Below are 17098 nucleotides of genomic sequence, written 5' to 3'. Positions count from 1 at the left end.
CTCGACCGCCGGATTGAACCGTTCGACCTGGCCGACCATCAGGACGCGGCCATTGGCCCTGGCCGCGTCGATCATGCGCTGGGCGTCTGCCACGGTCGCGGCGATGGGCTTTTCGACCAGGACGTGGACGCCCTTTTCCAGCAGGGCGACGCCGATGTCGGCGTGGAAGCGGTTGGGTGTGGACCACGGCCGCGTCCAGTCCGGCGTCGACGAAGGCCTGGGCCGTCGTGACCGGCGCGGCCCCATAGGCGGCGGCCACGCCCTCGGCCGTCACGGCGTCGGGATCGAACAGGGTCGTCAGGTCGAACTCGCGCATGTCGGCGGCGACCCGCGCATGGTTGCGGCCCATGACGCCGACGCCGGCGACGCCGAGCTTGAGGGGGCCAGTCTTCAAGGGGAGGGAGCTCGGCATGGGATCAACCCTTGTAGGAAGCGACGGCGGCGATGACCTTGTCCTGGGTCGTCTCGTCCAGGTCCGCGTGCATGGGCAGGCTGACGACCACGTCCTTCAGCCGTTCGGTGACGGGCAGGCCGCCTTCGCCGCGCGGATAGTGTTCATAGGCCGGCTGCAGATGCAGCGGGATCGGATAATAGACGGCGGTGGGCACGCCCTCGGCCTTCAGATGCGCGGCCAGGCCGTCGCGGTCGGCATGCTCGATCGTGTACTGCGCCCAGTTGGAAATGTTTCCGGCCGGCACGTCCGGGACCTTGGCGACGTGGGGCCGCAGGGCCTCGTTGTAGCGGCCGGCGATGCGGTTGCGCCATTCGATCTCCTGGCCGAAGACCTTCAGCTTCTCGATCAGGACGGCGGCCTGGATGGTGTCCAGACGGCTGTTCAGGCCGATCCGCATGTTCAGGTATTTGGGGTCGTGGTCGAAGGTGCGGTCCTTCAGGTCCACCGCCACCGCCTTGCCGTGCACCCGCACGGAATCCATCAGTTGCGCCAGTTCGTCGTCGTCGGTCAGCACCGCCCCGCCGTCGCCGTAGCAGCCCAGCGGCTTGGCCGGGAAGAAGCTGGTGGTGGTGACGTCGGCCCATTTCAGCGGATGGTCGCCGCCGACCGTGCAGCCGAAGCCTTGGGCCGAATCCGAGATCAGCTTCAGCCCGTGCCTGTCGCAGATGGCCTTGATGGCCGGATAGTCGGCCGGCTGGCCGAACAGGTCCACGGCGATGACCACGCGCGGGGTCAGGCGCCCCTCGGCCTTGATCCCCGCGATGGCCCGCTCCAGCGCGGCCGGGTCCATGTTGTAGGTGTTCTCGTCCACGTCGACGAAGACCGGCTCGGCGTCGAACCAGGGCACGACCTCGGCGGTGGCGGCGAAGGTGAAGCTGGGGACGAAGACCGCGTCGCCGCGCCCGATCCCCCACGCCATCAGCGGCAGGGCCAGGGCGTCGGTGCCGTTGGCGCAGCCCAGGGCGTGCCTGGCCCGGCCGAAGACGGCCAGGTCGGCCTCGAACTGGCGGACCTGCGGGCCCATGACCCAGGCGCCGCCGACCACGGCCTCCTGGACGGCGGCCTCGATCTTGCCGCCGAGGCGAAGGCGCTGGGCCTGAAGGTCGATGAAGGGGATCATGGTTCGCTCTCCACGCAGAGTCGGGCGGCGGCGCGCATCGGGCCGCAGGGATCGTCGTCCCTAGCAAACCCGCGCGGAGGGACCAAACCGCGGGGCGTCACTTCGCGTTGCCCTTTGCAACGAGCGGCTGGGCGACGCCGCCCCTTGGCGGGCGCCGCCGGACCGCCTAAGCCGAGGGCATGACCGATCTATCCGCCGCCCGGACCCGCGTCGCCGACTGGCTGTTCGACCAGGCCCTGCCGCTGTGGGCCGCGCGGGGGGCGGACGACCAGGGCCGGTTCTGGGAGCTGCTGGACTTCGACGGCCGGCCGGCGCCCGGCGCCCGGCGCCGCACCCGGGTCCAGGCGCGCCAGGTCTATGTCTTCTGCGAAGCCGCCGCCCTGGGCTTCGAGGCGGGCCGGGCGGTCGCCCGCGCGGGTCTGGACGGGCTGATTGCGACCTGCCGCCGCGACGACGGCCTGTGGGTCTCGGCACCGACGACGCGGGCGCCGTGACGGATCCGACGCCCGACCTCTACGACATGGCCTTCGTCCTGTTCGCCCTGGCGGCGGCGCACCGGGTGCTGGGCGATCCGCGCGCCCGGCCGCTGGCGCTGGAGACCCTGGCGGCGATCGACGCGTCGATGGCCGCGCCTCACGGCGGCTGGAACGAGGCCCTGCCCGCCCGGCTGCCGCGCCGCCAGAACCCGCACATGCACCTGCTGGAGGCGATGCTGGCGTGGCAGGCGACGGCGCCCGATCCGGCGTTCGAAGCCGCCGCGCGCGAGAGCCTGCGCCTGAGCCGCGCCCATTTCCAGGTCGACGGCGCCCTGCGCGAATTCTTCACCGAGACCTGGGCCCCGGACCCGCGGACCGGCCACATCGTCGAGCCCGGCCATCTGGAGGAATGGGCCTGGCTGCTGACCCAGGCCGAGCCCCTGGGGCTGGACACGGCCGAGGCCGCCCCCGCCCTGCACCGCCGCGCCTGGGATCAGGGCCGGCGCGACGGCTTCCTGATCCGCGAGATGGACGACCAGGGCCGGCCGGTCGACGCCGGCTGGCGGCTGTGGGCCCAGACCGAGGGCCTTCGCACCTGCCTGCTGTTCGACCCGGACGCGGCGGCCGCCCTGACCGAACGGATCTTCGACGTCCATCTGGCGACCGAGACGCCGGGCCTGTGGATGGACAGCTACGACGCCGACGGACGCCCGGCCGACACGGCCGTGCCCGCCTCGACCCTGTATCACCTGATGACCGCCTTCACCGCCCTGCTGGAGACCGGGCGTTGAGCCATCCCGGCGCTTTTCTGGATCGCGACGGCGTGCTGATCGAGGACAGCGGCTATCCGCACCGGGACGAGGACCTGAAGCTGATCCCAGGCGCGGCGGTGGCGGTGCGGCGGCTGAACGCGGCCGGCTATCGCACGGTCATCGTCACCAACCAGTCCGGCGTCGCGCGCGGCCTGTTCGACGAGGACCGGATGCACGCCTTCCTTCAACGCCCTGCTGACGGCGCGGCTGGCGAGCGAGGGCGCGCGGATCGACGCCGTCTACGCCTGTCCGTTCCACGCCGACGCCGTGGTCGAGCGCTACCGCCATCCCGACCATCCCGACCGCAAGCCCAATCCCGGCATGATCCTGCGCGCCGTGGTCGAGCATGACATCGACCCGGCGCGGTCCATCCTGATCGGCGACCGGGGCAGCGACATGGAGGCGGCGCGGCGCGCGGGTGTTGAGGGCCTGCTGTTCGAGGGCGGCGACCTGGACGCCTTTGTGCAGGGGCGCCTGCGCCTCTGACGCGGCCGGCGCCGCATCGCATTTCCCTCCGCGATGAATTACGCTGGCGGAAAACGAGGGAGATGACGCCATGACCGCCTCCGGGACCTTCGCCGAACGTCGCTGGACCTCGCCGGACGGCCTCAGCCTGTTCGCGCGGGACTATGCGCCCGGCTCGGGCGCCGCGAAGCCGCCGGTGATCGCCATCCACGGTTTGACCGCAACAGCGCCGACTTCGGGGCCGTCGCGCCCCTCTTGGCCCAGAGCGGCCGGCGCGTGCTGGCGGTGGACGTGCGCGGCCGCGGCCTGTCGGACCGCGCCCCGGACCCGATGACCTATACGCCCGACGTTTACGCCAGGGACGTGCTGGCCCTGATGGACCAGGCCGGGATCGAGCGGGCGGTCCTGCTGGGCACGTCGATGGGCGGGCTGATCACCATGGCGCTGGCGGCGATCAGGCCGCGCGCCATCGCCGCCGCCATCCTGAACGACGTCGGGCCGGAGGTGGCGGCCGAGGGCCTGGCGCGGATCGCCGCCTATGCCGGCCAGCCGGTCGAGATCGGCGACTGGAGCGACGCCGCCGCCTATGTCCAGCGCACCAACGGCGCGGCCTTTCCGCACTATGGCCCGGCGGACTGGGACGCCTTCGCCCGTCGCGTCTTCCGCCAGCAGCCGGACGGCGAGATCGTGCTGGACTACGATCCCGACATCTCCGCGCCCATCCGCGCGGCGGGGGCCAAGGCCCTGGTCCCCAACCTGTGGCCGTGGTTCCGGCGGCTGGCGAAGAAGCGCCCGACGCTGCTGATCCGGGGCGCGACCTCGGACCTGCTCAGCCCCGCCATCGCGGAAAAGATGCGCAAGGCGGCCCCCGACATGGCCTTTGCGGAAATCCCCGGCGTCGGCCACGCCCCCATGCTGGACGAGCCGGAGGCCAAGGCCGCCATCTTCGAATTCCTGGCCGGCCTGGACTGAGGCGCCGCCCTTGCGCCCGCTCCGCCGCCGGGCGATAGGCGCACGATGACCCGTTCCAGCGACATGACCTACGCCGGCTATCTGGCGTTGGACGACCTGCTCTCGACCCAGCATCCGCTGTCCGACCAGCACGACGAGATGCTGTTCGTCGTCATCCACCAGACCAAGGAGCTGTGGCTCAAGCAGATCCTGCACGAGGTCGCCCTGGCCCAGTCGCTGATCCGCGTCGGCGACCTGGTCCCCGCCCAAGAGCCTGGCGCGGGTCAGCCGCATCCAGTCGGTGATGACCCAGAGCTGGGACATCCTGTCGACCATGACCCCGGCCGACTATCTGAAGTTCCGGGGCGTCCTGGGCTCGTCCTCCGGCTTCCAGAGCGACCAGTTCCGGCGTTTCGAAACCCTGCTGGGGCTGAAGGACCCGACCTTCCTGAGGTTCCACGAGGACCGGCCCCAGGCCCATGCGGCGCTGAAGGCGGCCCTGGCCGAACCCAGCCTCTATGACGACGCCCTGGCCCAACTGGCCATCGCCGGCCTGCCGGTCCCGGCCGAGGTGCTGAACCGCGACGTGACCCAGCCCTATGAACCCTCCGAGGGCGTCGAGGCGGCCTGGCTGGAGGTCTATCGCGACACCGAACGCTGGTGGCCGCTGTATCAGCTGGCCGAGAAGCTGGTCGACCTGGACGACGCCCTGCTGACCTGGCGGCACAAGCACGTGGTCACGGTCGAGCGGATCATCGGCCGGCGGCGCGGCACGGGCGGCACCGAGGGGGTGGCCTATCTGGCCTCGACCCTGACGCGGCGCTGCTTTCCCGAACTGTGGTCGCTGCGCACGAAACTTTGACGCAACCGGGCCCCGTCGCTCCGGGTTTCATCCTCGACCGCAAAAGGAGCGATCGAGATGAGCACGCCCAACGATCATGACATCAAGGTCCTGAACGGCCTGATCGAGACCACGCTGGACAGCGCCGACGGCTATCGCGAGGCGGCGACCGAGACGCAGGACCCGCACTACCGCACCCTGTTCGAACGGCGGGCCGAAGAGCGTCGCCGGGTCGTCGACGACCTGTCCGCGGCCGTGCGCGGCATGGGCGGCGATCCGGAGGCCGAGGGCTCGATCCTGGCCAAGGCCCACCGCGCCTTCCTGGACGTCAAGCACGCCCTGCTGCGCAACGACGATTCCGTCGTCGGCTCCATCGAGAACGGCGAGGGCTATATCGCCCAGAAGTTCGAACGCGCCCTGCGCGACGGCGAGATCTCGGCCACCACGCGCGAGACGGTGCGCCGGAACTACGAGGCGGTGAAGGCCGGCCACGACCAGATGCACGCGTTGAAGCAAAGCCTGCAGAGCCAGCGCGACGCCTCCAGTCCGCTCTATCCGACCTAGAAGGACAAAAGGCCCGGCGTCGCCGCCGGGCCTTTCTCATTTCAGGGTCGAAGCCGAAATCAGGCTTCGTCGCCGGCCTTGTCGGCCGTGCCGGATTCCGGCACCACGGCGCCCTTGGCCGGGCGGACGGTCTGGCGTTCGGCGATCCGGGCCGACTTGCCGCGACGGTCGCGCAGATAATAGAGCTTGGCGCGCCGAACGACGCCGCGACGCTTCACCTCGATGGATTCGACGTTCGGCGACAGGATCGGGAAGCGGCGCTCCACGCCCTCGCCGAAGGAGATCTTGCGGACGGTGAAGGTCTCGTTCACGCCCGTGCCGTCGCGGGCGATGCAGACACCTTCGAAGGCCTGGACGCGTTCGCGCTCGCCTTCCTTGATGCGCACGTTGACGCGCAGGGTGTCGCCCGGCTGGGAATTCGGGAATCTGGCGTTCGCCGAGAACGCGGGTCTTTTCTTCGGCAGCGAGCTGCTGGACGATGTTCATGTCATTCTCCTCGGGCTTTTCCGCCCTTTAGCTGTCAGTTGGCGGGGCGAACCCCGCAGGTCCGCAAGGTCAAGCCTTGCGGTGGTGAGCGAGATGGGCCGCCCAGAGGTCCGGACGCCGCTCCCGCGTGGTCGTCTCCCGTTGCGCCTGGCGCCATTGGTCGACCTTCTTGTGGTCGCCCGACAGCAGCACCTCGGGAATATCCAGCCCCTCGAACGTCCGCGGTCGCGTGTACTGCGGATGCTCCAGAAGCCCGTCCTCGAAGCTTTCGGACGACAGGCTTTCGCCTGAGCCGAGCACGCCGGGGATCAGTCTTACGCACGCCTCGATCGCCACCATCGCCGCCGCCTCGCCGCCGGCGAGAACCGCGTCTCCGACGGAGACCTCCTCGAACCCGCGCGCGTCGAGCACCCGCTGGTCCACCCCCTCGAACCGGCCGCACAGCACGACGATCCCGTCGGCCTTGGCCCATTCCCTGACGCGCGCCTGGGTCAGGGGCCTGCCCCTGGCGCTCATGTACAAAAGCGGCCGCCCCGGCCCCGGCAGGCTGTCCACCGCCCGAGCCACAACGTCCGCCTTCAACACTGCTCCCGGGCCGCCCCCGCGGGGGTGTCGTCCAGGAAGCCGCGCGTATCTGTGGAAAAGGCGCGGATGTCAACCGTTTCCAGGCTCCACAGCCCCTTCTCGCGCCAGGCCGTGCCGATCAGCGACACGCCGAGCGGGCCGGGAAAGGCCTCGGGGAACATGGTCAGGACGGTCGCCTGAAAGGGGGGGGTGAACGGCATCGCCGCGCCCTTAGCGCCAATAGGCCCGCAAGGCGAGTTCCCGCGAGGCGACGCTTGCCTCACGATATGCGAAAGATATATGCATCATATGCAAATCATAGAGGTGCGGCGCCGGATGGGCATCGTCAACATCGAGGACGAACTTCACGAGCAGCTGCGGCGCGCCAGCAAGGCGTCGTGCCGGTCGATCAACGGCCAGGCGGCCTATTGGATCAGGCTGGGAATGCTGGCCGAACTGAACCCCGGGCTCAGCGTTCAGGAGCTGACGGCCCGCGAGCTGAAGGCCGCGGGGGTCGAAACGCCCGGCCTGGCCGCGTGACCAAGACGCCCGAGGAAATCGCCCTGATGGCCGAGGCCGGCCGGCTGCTGGCCTCGGTCTTCACCCATCTGGACGGGCTGGCGCTGCAAGGCATGAGCACGCTGGAGATCAACGACCGCGTCGAGGCCTTCATCGTCGACGAACTCAAGGCGCGGCCGGCCAGCAAGGGTCAGTACGGCTACGGCTTCGTGCTGAACAGCTCGCGCAACCAGGTGGTCTGTCATGGCGTGCCGTCGTCGGACGATGTGCTGGCCGACGGCGACATCGTCAACCTGGACATCACCCTGGAGAAGAACGGCTTCATCGCCGATTCCAGCAAGACCTACCTGGTCGGCGCCGTTCCGGCGGCGGCGCGGCGACTGGCGCGCACCACCTATCAGGCGATGTGGAAGGGCATCGACGCCGTGCGCCCCGGCGCGCGCCTGGGCGATATCGGCCATGCGATAGAGAGCCACGCCCGGCGGGCCGGCTATTCGGTGGTGCGCGACTACTGCGGCCACGGCATCGGCCGCGAGATGCACGAGGATCCCCAGGTGCTGCATTTCGGCCGGCCGGGCACGGGCCTGACCCTGCGCGAAGGGATGGTCTTCACCATAGAGCCGATGCTGAACCAGGGCGGCCGGGCGGTCAGAACCCTGGACGACGGCTGGACCGTCGTGACGGCGGACGGCCGGCTGTCGGCCCAGTTCGAGCACACGGTGGCGGTGACCAAGGGCGGGGCGCGCGTCCTGACCCTGCGCCCGGAAGAGGCGTCGCGCGCGCGGCAGGACGGCCCCGGTCAATTCGCCGCTTGATGGGAAGGCATCCGGACGCCATCTGGACCGTTACGATCCTTCGAGCCGATGACGGACCCGACCATGACCTTCGCCGATCCCACATTGTCCGACGACCTGATCAAGGAGGGCACCGACGCCTCCTTCATGACCGACGTGGTCGAGGCGTCCAGGACCCAGCCGGTGATCGTGGACTTCTGGGCCACCTGGTGCGGCCCGTGCCGCACCCTGGGCCCGGCGCTCGAAAAGGCCGTGCGCGCCGCCAAGGGCGCGGTGAAGATGGTCAAGATCGACGTCGACGCCAATCCGGCCTATGCGGGCCAGTTGCGGGTCCAGTCGATCCCCACGGTCTACGCCTTCGTCAACGGCCAGCCGGTCGACGGCTTCCAGGGCGCTATTCCCGACAGCCAGATCAAGGCCTTCATCGACAAGCTGACCGGCGGCCAGGGGGTTCGACCGAGACCGCGCAACTGCTGGAGCTGGGCGAGGAATCGCTGTCGCTGAACGACATGGGCGGCGCGGCTCAGGCCTTCGCCCACGTCCTGTCGATCGAGCCCGAGAACGAAAAGGCCATCGCCGGCATGGCGCGGGTCTATCTGGCCGGCGGCGACCGCGAGCAGGCGCTTCAGACCATCGCCATGGCGCCGCAGGACTCCAAGGAGCCGGCGGTCCAGAGCGTGCGCGCCCAGCTGGCGCTGTCGGCCAACGCCCCGGCGGGCGGTTCGGCCGAGCTGGAAGCCAAGGTGGCGGCCGATCCGAACGACTGCCAGGCCCGCTTCGACTTGGCCGAGGCCCAGAGCGCCGCGGGCGACTTCAAGGGCGCGGTCGACAATCTGCTGCACATCGTCAAGGCGGATCGCGAATGGAACGACCAGGCGGCCAGAAAGCAGCTTCTGACCATCTTCGAGGCGGCCGGCCTGACTTCCGACGTCTCTCGCGACGGGCGGCGCCGGTTGTCGTCCATACTGTTTTCCTGATCGGGTTTCGCACGGCCGCGCACGATAGGGCCATACGGGAGTGAAGATGCCGCAAGGCTATGTCAGGGCGCTGGACCTTCCCCAGGTCATCCCGGTGTTTCCGCTGTCGGGGGCCGTGGTGCTGCCGCGCGGCCAGCTGCCGCTCAACATCTTCGAGCCGCGCTATCTGAACATGGTCGACGACGCCATGGCCGGCGACCGGATCATCGGCATGGTCCAGCCCCAGGGCGGATCGGCGACCCTGCCGGGCCTTTCGCCGGTGGGATGCGCCGGCCGGATCACCAGCTTCGCCGAGACCTCGGACGGGCGCTATCTGATCACCTTGACCGGGGTGTCGCGCTTCCGCATTGCGGCGGAACTGCCGGTCAAGACGCCCTATCGCCAGGTGCGCGCGGCGTTCGAGGCGTACGACGCCGACCTGATCGCGCCGCTGGAGACCGCCGAGTTCGACCGCGAGGCCTTCCTGGACGCCCTGCGCGGCTATCTGACCAACCGGTCGCTGGACATCGACTGGGACACCGCCGAGGGCGCGCCCATGGAGGCGCTGGTCAACAGCCTGGCCATGGCCCTGCCGTTCGAACCGCCCGAGAAACAAGCCCTGCTGGAATGCCTGACCCTGTCCGACCGCGCCGACGCCCTGACCGCCCTGATGCGGATCGACGCCGCCGACGGCGGCGAGGACGGCCCGCCGCATTCGATGCAGTGACGCCTCCCATTCCTCAGACTTGGCTCGCCGCCTGACGCTGGCCTACAACCCGGCCTCAAGTAGTGCGAAGCACGATAGGCCCACCAACAATGAGCGACGCCTTCAACACCCCCGTCTCGGTCGACCCTCGCCTTCTGGAGGTGCTGGTCTGCCCCGTCACGCGCGGCCGCCTGACCTATGATCGCGAAGCGGGCGAACTGGTCTCGGCCGGCGCCAAGCTGGCCTATCCGATCCGCGAGGGCGTGCCGATCATGCTGCCCGAGGAAGCGCGACAGCTGGACTGACTATTCCGCTCATGGATGAGCGGCAGGAGGGGTTGCGCCAGCTTTGCCGCGCCCCCATTCCGTAATGCCCGGCCTCAAGTAGCGCGAAGCGCGATAGGCCTGAAAAGGAAAGACCCGCGATGCTGAAGGTCGCCATCCAGATGGACCCGATCGAGGCCGTCAACATCGCCTCGGACACCACCTTCCTGATGGCCATGACGGGCCAGGAGCGGGGCCACCGCCTGTGGGTCTATGACTTCCGCACCCTGGCGCTGGAAGAGGGCCGGCTGTATTGCCGCGCCCGCGCGGTGACCCTGCGCCGGACCGTCGGCGACCACGTGACCTTCGGCGACTGGGAACGGCTGGACCTGGGCCGGGACGTGGACGTGATCCTGATGCGCCAGGACCCGCCCTTCGACATGGCCTATGTCACCGCCACCTATCTGCTGGAGACGGTTCACCCCCACACCCTGGTTGTGAACGATCCGGCCGAGGTCCGTTCTGCGCCGGAGAAGCTGCTGGTCACGCGCTTTCCCGACCTGACCCCGCCCACCCTGGTCAGCAGCGACCCCGTCGCCCTGGTCGCCTTCCACGAGAAGCACGGCGACGTGGTGCTGAAACCCCTGCACGGCGCGGCCGGATCGGGCGTGGTGCGGCTGAAGGCGGGCGATCCGAACCTGGAGGCCCTGATCGAGATCCACGCCACGGGCAACCGCGATCCGCTGGTGATCCAGAAATTCCTTCCCGCCGTCTCGGCCGGGGACAAGCGCATCCTGCTGGTCGACGGCGAGCCCGTCGGGGCCATCAACCGCATCCCGGCCAAGGATCAGGTCCGCTCCAACCTGCGCGTCGGGGGCACGGCGGCCCCGGTCGAGCTGACCGCCCGCGACAAGGAAATCTGCGCCGCTATCGGCCCGACGCTGAAGGCGCGCGGCCTGATCTTCGTCGGCATCGACGTGATCGGCGACTGGCTGACCGAGATCAACGTCACCTCCCCCACCGGGGCCCAGCAGCTGAAGAATTTCACCGGCGTCGACGCCACGGCGGCGATGTGGGACGTGATCGAGAGGAAGCGCGCCGCCTGAGTTGTTGCGGCACCACTTGCGCTAGATCGAAGTTCATGGTTCGTTCCTGCTGAACGCAGGAGAACGCCATGGTCGCGCGGGTCGTCACGGTCGCCTTCGACGGGGTCGAGGCCCGGCGCGTGGATGTCGAGGTCCAGTTGGTCGGCAATGACGGGCCGACGGTGTTCAACATCGTCGGCCTGCCGGACAAGGCGGTGGCCGAGAGCCGCGAACGGGTGCGCGGGGCCTTCGCCGGGATCGGCCTGGCCCTGCCGGCCAGGCGCATCATCGCCAATCTGGCGCCGGCGGACCTTCCGAAGGAGGGCAGCCATTTCGACCTTCCCATCGCCCTGGCCCTGATGGCGGCCATGGGGGTGATCGCGCCCGACGCCCTGGACGGCTGGGCCGCCATCGGCGAACTGGGGCTGGACGGCCAGATCGCGCGGGTCGGCGGCGCCCTGCCCGCCGCCGTGGCGGCCGACGCCCTGGGCCTGGGCCTGATCTGCCCGGAGGCGACGGGGCCGGAAGCGGCCTGGGCGGGCGGCGCTCGCATCCTGGCGCCGCGCTCGCTGATCGGCCTGGTCAACCATTTCAAGGGCGTCCAGGTGCTGCGCGCGCCCGAGCCCGGCCCCCTGGCGGGCGGCGGCGCCGCGCCCGACCTGCGCGAGGTCAAGGGCCAGGAAAGCGCCAAGCGGGCGCTGGAGATCGCCGCCGCCGGGGGACACAATCTGCTGTTCATGGGCCCGCCCGGCTCGGGCAAGTCGATGATGGCCCAGCGCCTGCCGGGCCTGCTGCCGCCCCTGACGTCGCGCGAGCTCCTGGAGACCTCGATGATCTGGTCGGTGGCGGGCCTGATCGAGCGCGGCGCCCTGACCCGCGACCGGCCGTTCCGCAGTCCCCACCACTCGGCCTCGATGGCCGCCCTGACCGGCGGCGGCCTGCGGGCCAAGCCGGGCGAGGCCTCCCTGGCGCACAACGGCGTGCTGCTGTTCCTTGACGAACTGCCCGAATATTCGGCCCAGGCGCTGGATTCCCTGCGTCAGCCGCTTGAGACGGGCGAGATCGTGGTGGCGCGGGCCAACGCCCACGTCCGCTACCCGGCGCGGTTCCAGCTGGTGGCGGCGATGAATCCCTGCCGGTGCGGCCTGGGCGGCGCCGGGCGCGGGGCGTGCGGCAAGGCCCCGCGCTGCCAGCGCGACTATCAGAACCGCATCTCCGGCCCGATGTTCGACCGCATCGACCTGACGGTGGAGACCCCGCCTGTCACCGCCGCCGACATGGCCCTGCCGCCCCCGGCCGAAGGCACGGCGGAGGCCAGGGCCCGCGTCGCCGCCGCCCGCGCGGCGCAGGAGGATCGGGCGCGCCAGGCCGGCCTCGATCCGGACCAGGGCCTGAACGCGCGCGCCGGCGGCGAGACCCTGGATCGGTTCGCCGCACCGGACGAGGCGGGGCGCGCCCTGCTGATGCGGGCGGGCGAGGCGGGCGGCCTGACGGCGCGCGGCTGGACCCGGACCCTGCGCCTGGCGCGCACCATCGCCGACCTGGACGGCGCCACGGGCGTCCTGCGCCGCCACATCGCCGAGGCGCTGATCTATCGCCGCGCCACGGCGGGCGCCCAGGCCGACTTCGACCGAAGCACGATGCATCGCGGCGACGCGCCGCCCTTCGGCCTGCGCGAGGACGGCGCGGCCCAGGCGCCGTTCCTGCCCTCCTGAAGAGGGGACGGGATTTTAACGCCTTGCGGCCAGGATCACCGCAAGGAGGCGATCATGGCGCGACGCGCGGCGAGCAAGGACACCGAGCGACACGGCGCGCCCGTTGTCGATCCGGCCCACCAATTCCTGCGGCTGATGAGCCATGAGATGCGCACGCCCCTGAACGGGGTGATCGGCATGATCAACCTGTTGCAGCGCACCCGCCTGGACGGCGCCCAGCGCGCCTACGCCGAGACCGCGCGCCAGTCGGCCGAACACCTGCTGGGCCTGGTCAACGACCTGCTCGACTACGCCCGGCTGGAGGCCGGCAAGCTGGAGTTCGACCTGGCGCCGGTGGATGTGGAAGGCCTGGTGCGCGGCGTCGCCGAACTGCTCAGCGCCCGCGCGCACGACAAGGGGCTGGAGATCGCCTGGTCCGTCGCCGCCGACGTTCCCGACATCGTCGCCGACGAGGGGCGGCTGCGCCAGGTGCTGTTCAACCTGGCCGGAAACGCGGTCAAGTTCACCGCCGACGGCGGCGTGCGCATCGGCGTGGAACGCGCCGGGGGAACCGAGGATCGGCCGCTGTTGGCCTTCGTCGTCGACGACACCGGCCCGGGCGTGCCGGCCGAAGCCCGCATTCGCATCTTCGAAGAGTTCGGCCACGTCGATTCCTCGGACGCGGCCCGCTTCGACGGCGCCGGCCTGGGCCTGGCCGTGGTGCGCCGCCTGGCCGAGGCCATGGGCGGATCGGTCGCGGTCGAGGACCGGCCCGACGGCCCTGGCGCGCGCTTTCGCCTGACCGCGGCGTTCCAGGCGGTGGCCGTCGATCGCGGTCGCCCGCTGGAGGGCCAGGCGGTGGCCGTGCGGTCTCCCGATCCGTTCGTCGCCGCCGCCGCCGCCGCCCAGGTCCAGGCCGCCGGCGGACGCATCGACCCGGACGCCGCCGTGGTTTTGGTCGACCACGCCCTGGCCTCGGCCGGCGGGATCGCGCCCGCCCCCGCCGGCCGCCGCGCCGTGGTCCTGCTGCGCCCGGCCGATCGCGACCTGATCGCCCGCTATCGCGGCGCGGGGTACCAGGGGTATCTGATCAAGCCGTTGCGGCGCGCCTCCCTGGCCGAACGGGTCCTGGCCGCCGCCGGCGCCGCTCCGGCCGAGACGGCCGCCCCCGCGCCCGAGGACGACCGCGTCGCCCCCGCCCGTTTCGCCGGGATCCGCGTCCTGCTGGTCGAGGACAACCCCGTCGGCGCCCTTCTGGCCCGCACCCTGCTGCGGCGCGAGGGCTGCACCGTCGAGACCGCCGCCACCGGCGAGGAGGCCGTCGCCGCCCTGAAGCGCGCCCGCTACGACCTGGTGTTCATGGACATGCGGATGCCCGGCATGGACGGCCCGACGGCCGCGCGCGCCATCCGCGCCGCCGGCGACGCCACGCCCGTCCTGGCGCTGACCGCCAACGCCTTCTCCGAGGACCGCCGCCTGTGCCTTGAGGCGGGGATGAACGACCATCTGGTCAAGCCCCTGGACCCCGAGGCCCTGCGCGCCGCCCTGATCCGCTGGACGAACCGCGCCAACCACGCCAAGGTCGCCTGACGGCCGCTTCGGCCGCGATCAGTGGACGGCCCGATGAGTAACCCCGGAGACGCGCCTAGCCAGACCGGGCGCGAGAGGCGCGGCGCGGAAGGCGAATCGACCATTCCCGCCCCCGATCTCCCGCCGTCGACCCGCCATGTCGGGGCCATGGACGTCCTGAAGGCGCTCGGACGCCCCCGGGTCATCATCACCCTGCTGATCGGTTTCGGTTCGGGCCTGCCCTTCATGCTGGTCGGCAATACTCTCGGCCTGTGGCTGAGGGAGTATGATGTGGAGCTGGCCGCAATCGGCTTCATCTCCTGGGTGGGGCTGGCCTATTCGCTGAAGTTTCTCTGGGCGCCGCTGATCGACCGGTTGGACGTCCCCCTGCTGGGCCGGCTGGGCCGCCGTCGAGGCTGGATGGTTCTGGCGCAAGGCCTCGTCGGATTGAGCCTCGTCGCCATGGCCCTGATCGGCCCCCAGGGCGGGCTGGTCCTGCTGGGCGTCGCCGCCCTGGTCACCGCGTTCGCCTCTGCGACGCAGGACATCGTCGCGGACGCCTGGCGCATCGAGAGCGCGGAAAACGACGAGGATCAAGGTCTGCTGACCTCGGCCTTCCAACTGGGATATCGCTTCGCCATCCTGGCGGGCAATTCGCTTATCCTGTTCTTCGCCGCAGGCATGGGCTGGAACGGCGCCTACGCCCTGTTCGGCGGTTTCATGGCCGTCGTGATCGCGGCGACCCTGTTCGCTCGCGAGCCAGTCGATCGACGCGTGGCCGAGGAAGCGGTCGGCGGCGTCTCCTTCCTGAGCCCGAGGGGCTGTTCGACGCCATCGTCGGACCCTTCCTCGCCTTCCTGAAGACCCACGGCTCGCTGGCCCTGCTGATGCTGGCTGCGATCAGCCTCTATCGGTTGCCGGATTTCGTCATGGGACCGATGGTCGGGCCGTTTTACGTAGACCTGGGACTCGCCAAGCCGGTCATCGCCTCGATGCGGCTCAGCGCAGGGCTGATCGGCACCCTGATCGGAATCTCGGCGGCGGGCCTTTGCGCGGTCGGCCTGGGCTTCAACCGAACTCTGTTGATCGGAGCGCTGGTGGGGCCGGCCTCGAACCTCGGCTATATGGTGCTGGCGATGGCCGGGCTGTCGACGCCGCTGTTCGGCGGCGTGCTGTTCGTCGAGAACTTCAGCGAAGGCTTCGCTGGCGCCGCGCTGGTCGCCTACATGTCCAGCCTGACCAGCATCGGTTACACGGCGACCCAGTACGCCCTGCTCAGTTCCTTCTACGCCCTGCTCGGCAAGTTCCTGAAGGGGCTTTCAGGCGCAGCCGTCGAAGCCCTTGAGCCTGGTCGAGCCCTAATGGACGCCTATGCGATCTTCTTCGCTGGAACGGCCGCGGTCGGCATTCCGGCGCTTGTCCTGTGCTGGATCCTCCAGCACAGGCACAACAGGCTCAAGACCGCGACACCCTCCTGACGCCTCAGCGCTTGAGGAAGCCGCCGATCATGTCGCCGACGCCGCCCGGCAGCTTGCTCAGCAGGTCGTCGGCCCCGTCGACCTGACCGCCCGGCGTCAGGCGGTCGATGGCTTCCGGCAGCAGGCCGGCCAGGGTTTCGCTGGCCTGTTGGGGCGAGACGCCCAGCTTCTGGGCGAAATCGGCCAGCGGGCCGGACCCCAGGACGGCGGCGATCTGCTCGGCCGAAATCCCGGCGTTGGCGCCCTGGCCGATCCACGAACCGACCACATCGCCCAGGCCCGCCTGGCCGAACTTTTCCGCCAGTCCGCCGACCCCGCCCTGCATCTTGAGCAGATCGCCCAGTCCCCCGGCCGCGTCGTCGCCCAGACCGTTCAGCACCGTGTCGAGAAAGCCCATCGTCCGTCTCCCCTGTCCAGGCCGGCAGACTAGCATCCGGTGACGACAGAAACGAGAACCGGCTTTCGCCGGCCGCCGCGCCCTAGCGCTTGGCCTGTTCGGCGCTCTGGCTCACGGCTGAACCGGCCGCCGAGACATCGCGGCCGATGCCCGAGATGGTGTTGCAGGCCGAAACCGCCAGGGCGGCGGCGGCGAGGGACAGGACGACGATCTTGCGCATGGCGGTTTCCCCATGAAGCCAACGAACGACGCGCCGCCGCCGCCCGGTCCTCCGGCGTCGGCAAGGCGCAGCTTGACGATCGCCTTACCAGCCGTCGAGGCCACGCGCCATCCGGCGCTTCATACCGTCATCGCCGCGAAATCCACCACGATCGGCTCCCGCTCCAGCAGGGCCATCACCTGGCGGAACGCCGCCTGCGTCAGCGCCGTGGTCGCCGTGTTGGTCAGGGGGTGGAAGTTGACGACCTCGGCCTCCCACAGGCGGCGATCCAGCACGAAGGCGACCTGGCGCTCCACGTCGTTGATCAGGCCCAGCGCGGTGACCGAGCCGGGACGCACGCCCAGCGTCGCCCACATCAGGGCTTCGTTGCCGAACGACAGCCGGTCCGAGCCGATGGCGGCGGGCGCGCGCTTCAGGTCGATGACCGTGTCCTGCCGCGCCGAGATCAGCCACAGCCGGTTCTTCTTGTCCTTCAGGAACAGGTTCTTGGTGTGGGCGCCGGGCAGGGCGGCCTTAAGCTCCAGCCCCTCCTCCACGCGGAAGACGGCGGGGTGGTCGTGGGTCGTGTGGTCGATCGCGTGCTCGGCCATCCAGGCCAGCAGGCGGTCGCGGTCGAAGGGCGGGTGAGCGGTCATGGTTGAGCGGCCGGGAACGTCGCGATAGGGAAGTCTTCATGGTCGATAC

General features: G+C 70.3%; 18 protein-coding genes and 6 pseudogenes. 17 read left to right on the top strand and 7 right to left on the bottom strand.

Translation table 11 applies throughout. The annotated features are described in order from the left end of the window. Positions 1 to 90: 90 nt before the first annotated feature. Both MU852_RS17900 and MU852_RS10275 read right to left on the bottom strand, forming a co-directional pair. A pseudogene (locus MU852_RS17900) lies at positions 91 to 316 on the bottom strand (Gfo/Idh/MocA family oxidoreductase); the annotation flags it as partial. A gap of 100 nt (positions 317 to 416) precedes the next feature. Beyond that, positions 417 to 1574 (bottom strand): DegT/DnrJ/EryC1/StrS family aminotransferase, encoded by a 1158-nt coding sequence (locus MU852_RS10275; protein ID WP_249749505.1) that lies wholly within the window; start codon positions 1572 to 1574, stop codon positions 417 to 419. A 179-nt stretch (positions 1575 to 1753) separates the two neighbouring features. Here MU852_RS10275 and MU852_RS17425 point away from each other — a divergent pair, with 179 nt between their 5' ends. The 7 genes and pseudogenes from MU852_RS17425 (at position 1754) to MU852_RS10250 (ending at position 5683) form a co-directional block, all read left to right on the top strand. Continuing rightward, complete coding sequence (locus MU852_RS17425; RefSeq protein WP_283843588.1) at positions 1754 to 2068, top strand: AGE family epimerase/isomerase; 315 nt, start codon at positions 1754 to 1756, stop codon at positions 2066 to 2068. Then, positions 2035 to 2841 carry an AGE family epimerase/isomerase gene (locus tag MU852_RS10270; protein WP_283843587.1) on the top strand — a complete coding sequence of 269 codons (807 nt, stop codon included), beginning with the start codon at positions 2035 to 2037 and terminating at the stop codon, positions 2839 to 2841. Before MU852_RS17425 ends, MU852_RS10270 begins: the two co-directional genes overlap by 34 nt. After that, on the top strand, positions 2730 to 3212 hold the full coding sequence (locus tag MU852_RS18240; RefSeq protein ID WP_430641133.1) for an HAD-IIIA family hydrolase: 483 nt from the start codon (positions 2730 to 2732) through the stop codon (positions 3210 to 3212). Before MU852_RS10270 ends, MU852_RS18240 begins: the two co-directional genes overlap by 112 nt. Beyond that, a complete protein-coding gene (locus tag MU852_RS18235; protein WP_430641132.1) occupies positions 3130 to 3348 on the top strand; it encodes an HAD hydrolase-like protein in 219 nt (72 codons plus the stop codon). Before MU852_RS18240 ends, MU852_RS18235 begins: the two co-directional genes overlap by 83 nt. Positions 3349 to 3418: 70 nt before the next feature. Further along, positions 3419 to 4299: pseudogene (locus MU852_RS10260) on the top strand (alpha/beta fold hydrolase). A 45-nt stretch (positions 4300 to 4344) separates the two neighbouring features. Continuing rightward, positions 4345 to 5140: pseudogene (locus MU852_RS10255) on the top strand (tryptophan 2,3-dioxygenase). A gap of 57 nt (positions 5141 to 5197) precedes the next feature. Further along, on the top strand, positions 5198 to 5683 hold the full coding sequence (locus MU852_RS10250; RefSeq protein ID WP_249749504.1) for a PA2169 family four-helix-bundle protein: 486 nt from the start codon (positions 5198 to 5200) through the stop codon (positions 5681 to 5683). Between the two features lie 59 nt (positions 5684 to 5742). Here the strand turns inward: MU852_RS10250 and rplS are convergent. Beyond that, positions 5743 to 6169 (bottom strand): annotated as a pseudogene (rplS, locus tag MU852_RS10245) (50S ribosomal protein L19). 69 nt (positions 6170 to 6238) lie between these two features. Further along, positions 6239 to 6954, bottom strand: a pseudogene (gene trmD / locus MU852_RS10240) (tRNA (guanosine(37)-N1)-methyltransferase TrmD). 79 nt (positions 6955 to 7033) lie between these two features. On the opposite strand from trmD, the gene MU852_RS10235 reads away from it, so the two are divergent. The 10 genes and pseudogenes from MU852_RS10235 to MU852_RS10190 all read left to right on the top strand — a co-directional run bounded on the left by MU852_RS10235 (position 7034) and on the right by MU852_RS10190 (position 15797). Then, positions 7034 to 7273: a ParD-like family protein gene (locus MU852_RS10235; protein WP_430641131.1), complete on the top strand. Its 240-nt coding sequence runs from the start codon at positions 7034 to 7036 to the stop codon at positions 7271 to 7273. Further along, positions 7270 to 8067 carry a type I methionyl aminopeptidase gene (gene map / locus MU852_RS10230; RefSeq protein WP_249749503.1) on the top strand — a complete coding sequence of 266 codons (798 nt, stop codon included), beginning with the start codon at positions 7270 to 7272 and terminating at the stop codon, positions 8065 to 8067. The genes MU852_RS10235 and map overlap by 4 nt, the downstream gene beginning before the upstream one ends. Before the next feature lie 63 nt (positions 8068 to 8130). Next, positions 8131 to 9023, top strand: a pseudogene (locus MU852_RS10225) (tetratricopeptide repeat protein). Positions 9024 to 9069: 46 nt separating this feature from the next. Beyond that, positions 9070 to 9729, top strand: a complete 660-nt coding sequence (locus MU852_RS10220) for an LON peptidase substrate-binding domain-containing protein (RefSeq protein WP_249749502.1) — start codon at positions 9070 to 9072, stop codon at positions 9727 to 9729. Positions 9730 to 9818: 89 nt separating this feature from the next. Next, positions 9819 to 10013, top strand: coding sequence for a Trm112 family protein (locus MU852_RS10215; protein WP_249749501.1), 195 nt, complete (start codon positions 9819 to 9821; stop codon positions 10011 to 10013). A gap of 119 nt (positions 10014 to 10132) precedes the next feature. Further along, the gene (gene gshB, locus MU852_RS10210) at positions 10133 to 11077 is read left to right on the top strand and encodes a glutathione synthase (RefSeq protein ID WP_249749500.1); all 945 of its coding nucleotides are present in this window, start codon (positions 10133 to 10135) and stop codon (positions 11075 to 11077) included. A 68-nt stretch (positions 11078 to 11145) separates the two neighbouring features. Next, a complete protein-coding gene (locus tag MU852_RS10205; protein WP_249749499.1) occupies positions 11146 to 12771 on the top strand; it encodes a YifB family Mg chelatase-like AAA ATPase in 1626 nt (541 codons plus the stop codon). 54 nt (positions 12772 to 12825) lie between these two features. After that, positions 12826 to 14340, top strand: coding sequence for a response regulator (locus tag MU852_RS10200; protein ID WP_249749498.1), 1515 nt, complete (start codon positions 12826 to 12828; stop codon positions 14338 to 14340). A 33-nt stretch (positions 14341 to 14373) separates the two neighbouring features. After that, a complete protein-coding gene (locus MU852_RS10195; protein WP_249749497.1) occupies positions 14374 to 15180 on the top strand; it encodes an MFS transporter in 807 nt (268 codons plus the stop codon). Between the two features lie 26 nt (positions 15181 to 15206). Continuing rightward, a complete protein-coding gene (locus tag MU852_RS10190) occupies positions 15207 to 15797 on the top strand; it encodes an MFS transporter (RefSeq protein ID WP_249749496.1) in 591 nt (196 codons plus the stop codon). Positions 15798 to 15801: 4 nt separating this feature from the next. Here the strand turns inward: MU852_RS10190 and MU852_RS10185 are convergent, their stop codons facing one another. The 3 genes from MU852_RS10185 to MU852_RS10175 form a co-directional block, all read right to left on the bottom strand. Beyond that, positions 15802 to 16194 carry a YidB family protein gene (locus MU852_RS10185; RefSeq protein WP_249749495.1) on the bottom strand — a complete coding sequence of 131 codons (393 nt, stop codon included), beginning with the start codon at positions 16192 to 16194 and terminating at the stop codon, positions 15802 to 15804. A gap of 82 nt (positions 16195 to 16276) precedes the next feature. Next, positions 16277 to 16414, bottom strand: a complete 138-nt coding sequence (locus MU852_RS10180; RefSeq protein ID WP_249749494.1) for an entericidin A/B family lipoprotein — start codon at positions 16412 to 16414, stop codon at positions 16277 to 16279. 119 nt (positions 16415 to 16533) lie between these two features. Then, complete coding sequence (locus MU852_RS10175; protein ID WP_249749493.1) at positions 16534 to 17049, bottom strand: prolyl-tRNA synthetase associated domain-containing protein; 516 nt, start codon at positions 17047 to 17049, stop codon at positions 16534 to 16536. Between the last annotated feature and the right edge of the window lie 49 nt (positions 17050 to 17098).

This window comes from Brevundimonas albigilva (assembly GCF_023503965.1).
GTDB classification, from domain to species: domain Bacteria; phylum Pseudomonadota; class Alphaproteobacteria; order Caulobacterales; family Caulobacteraceae; genus Brevundimonas; species Brevundimonas albigilva.
Note: the sequence above shows the minus strand (reverse complement) of the source record. Positions and strands in the feature narration are given on the sequence as shown.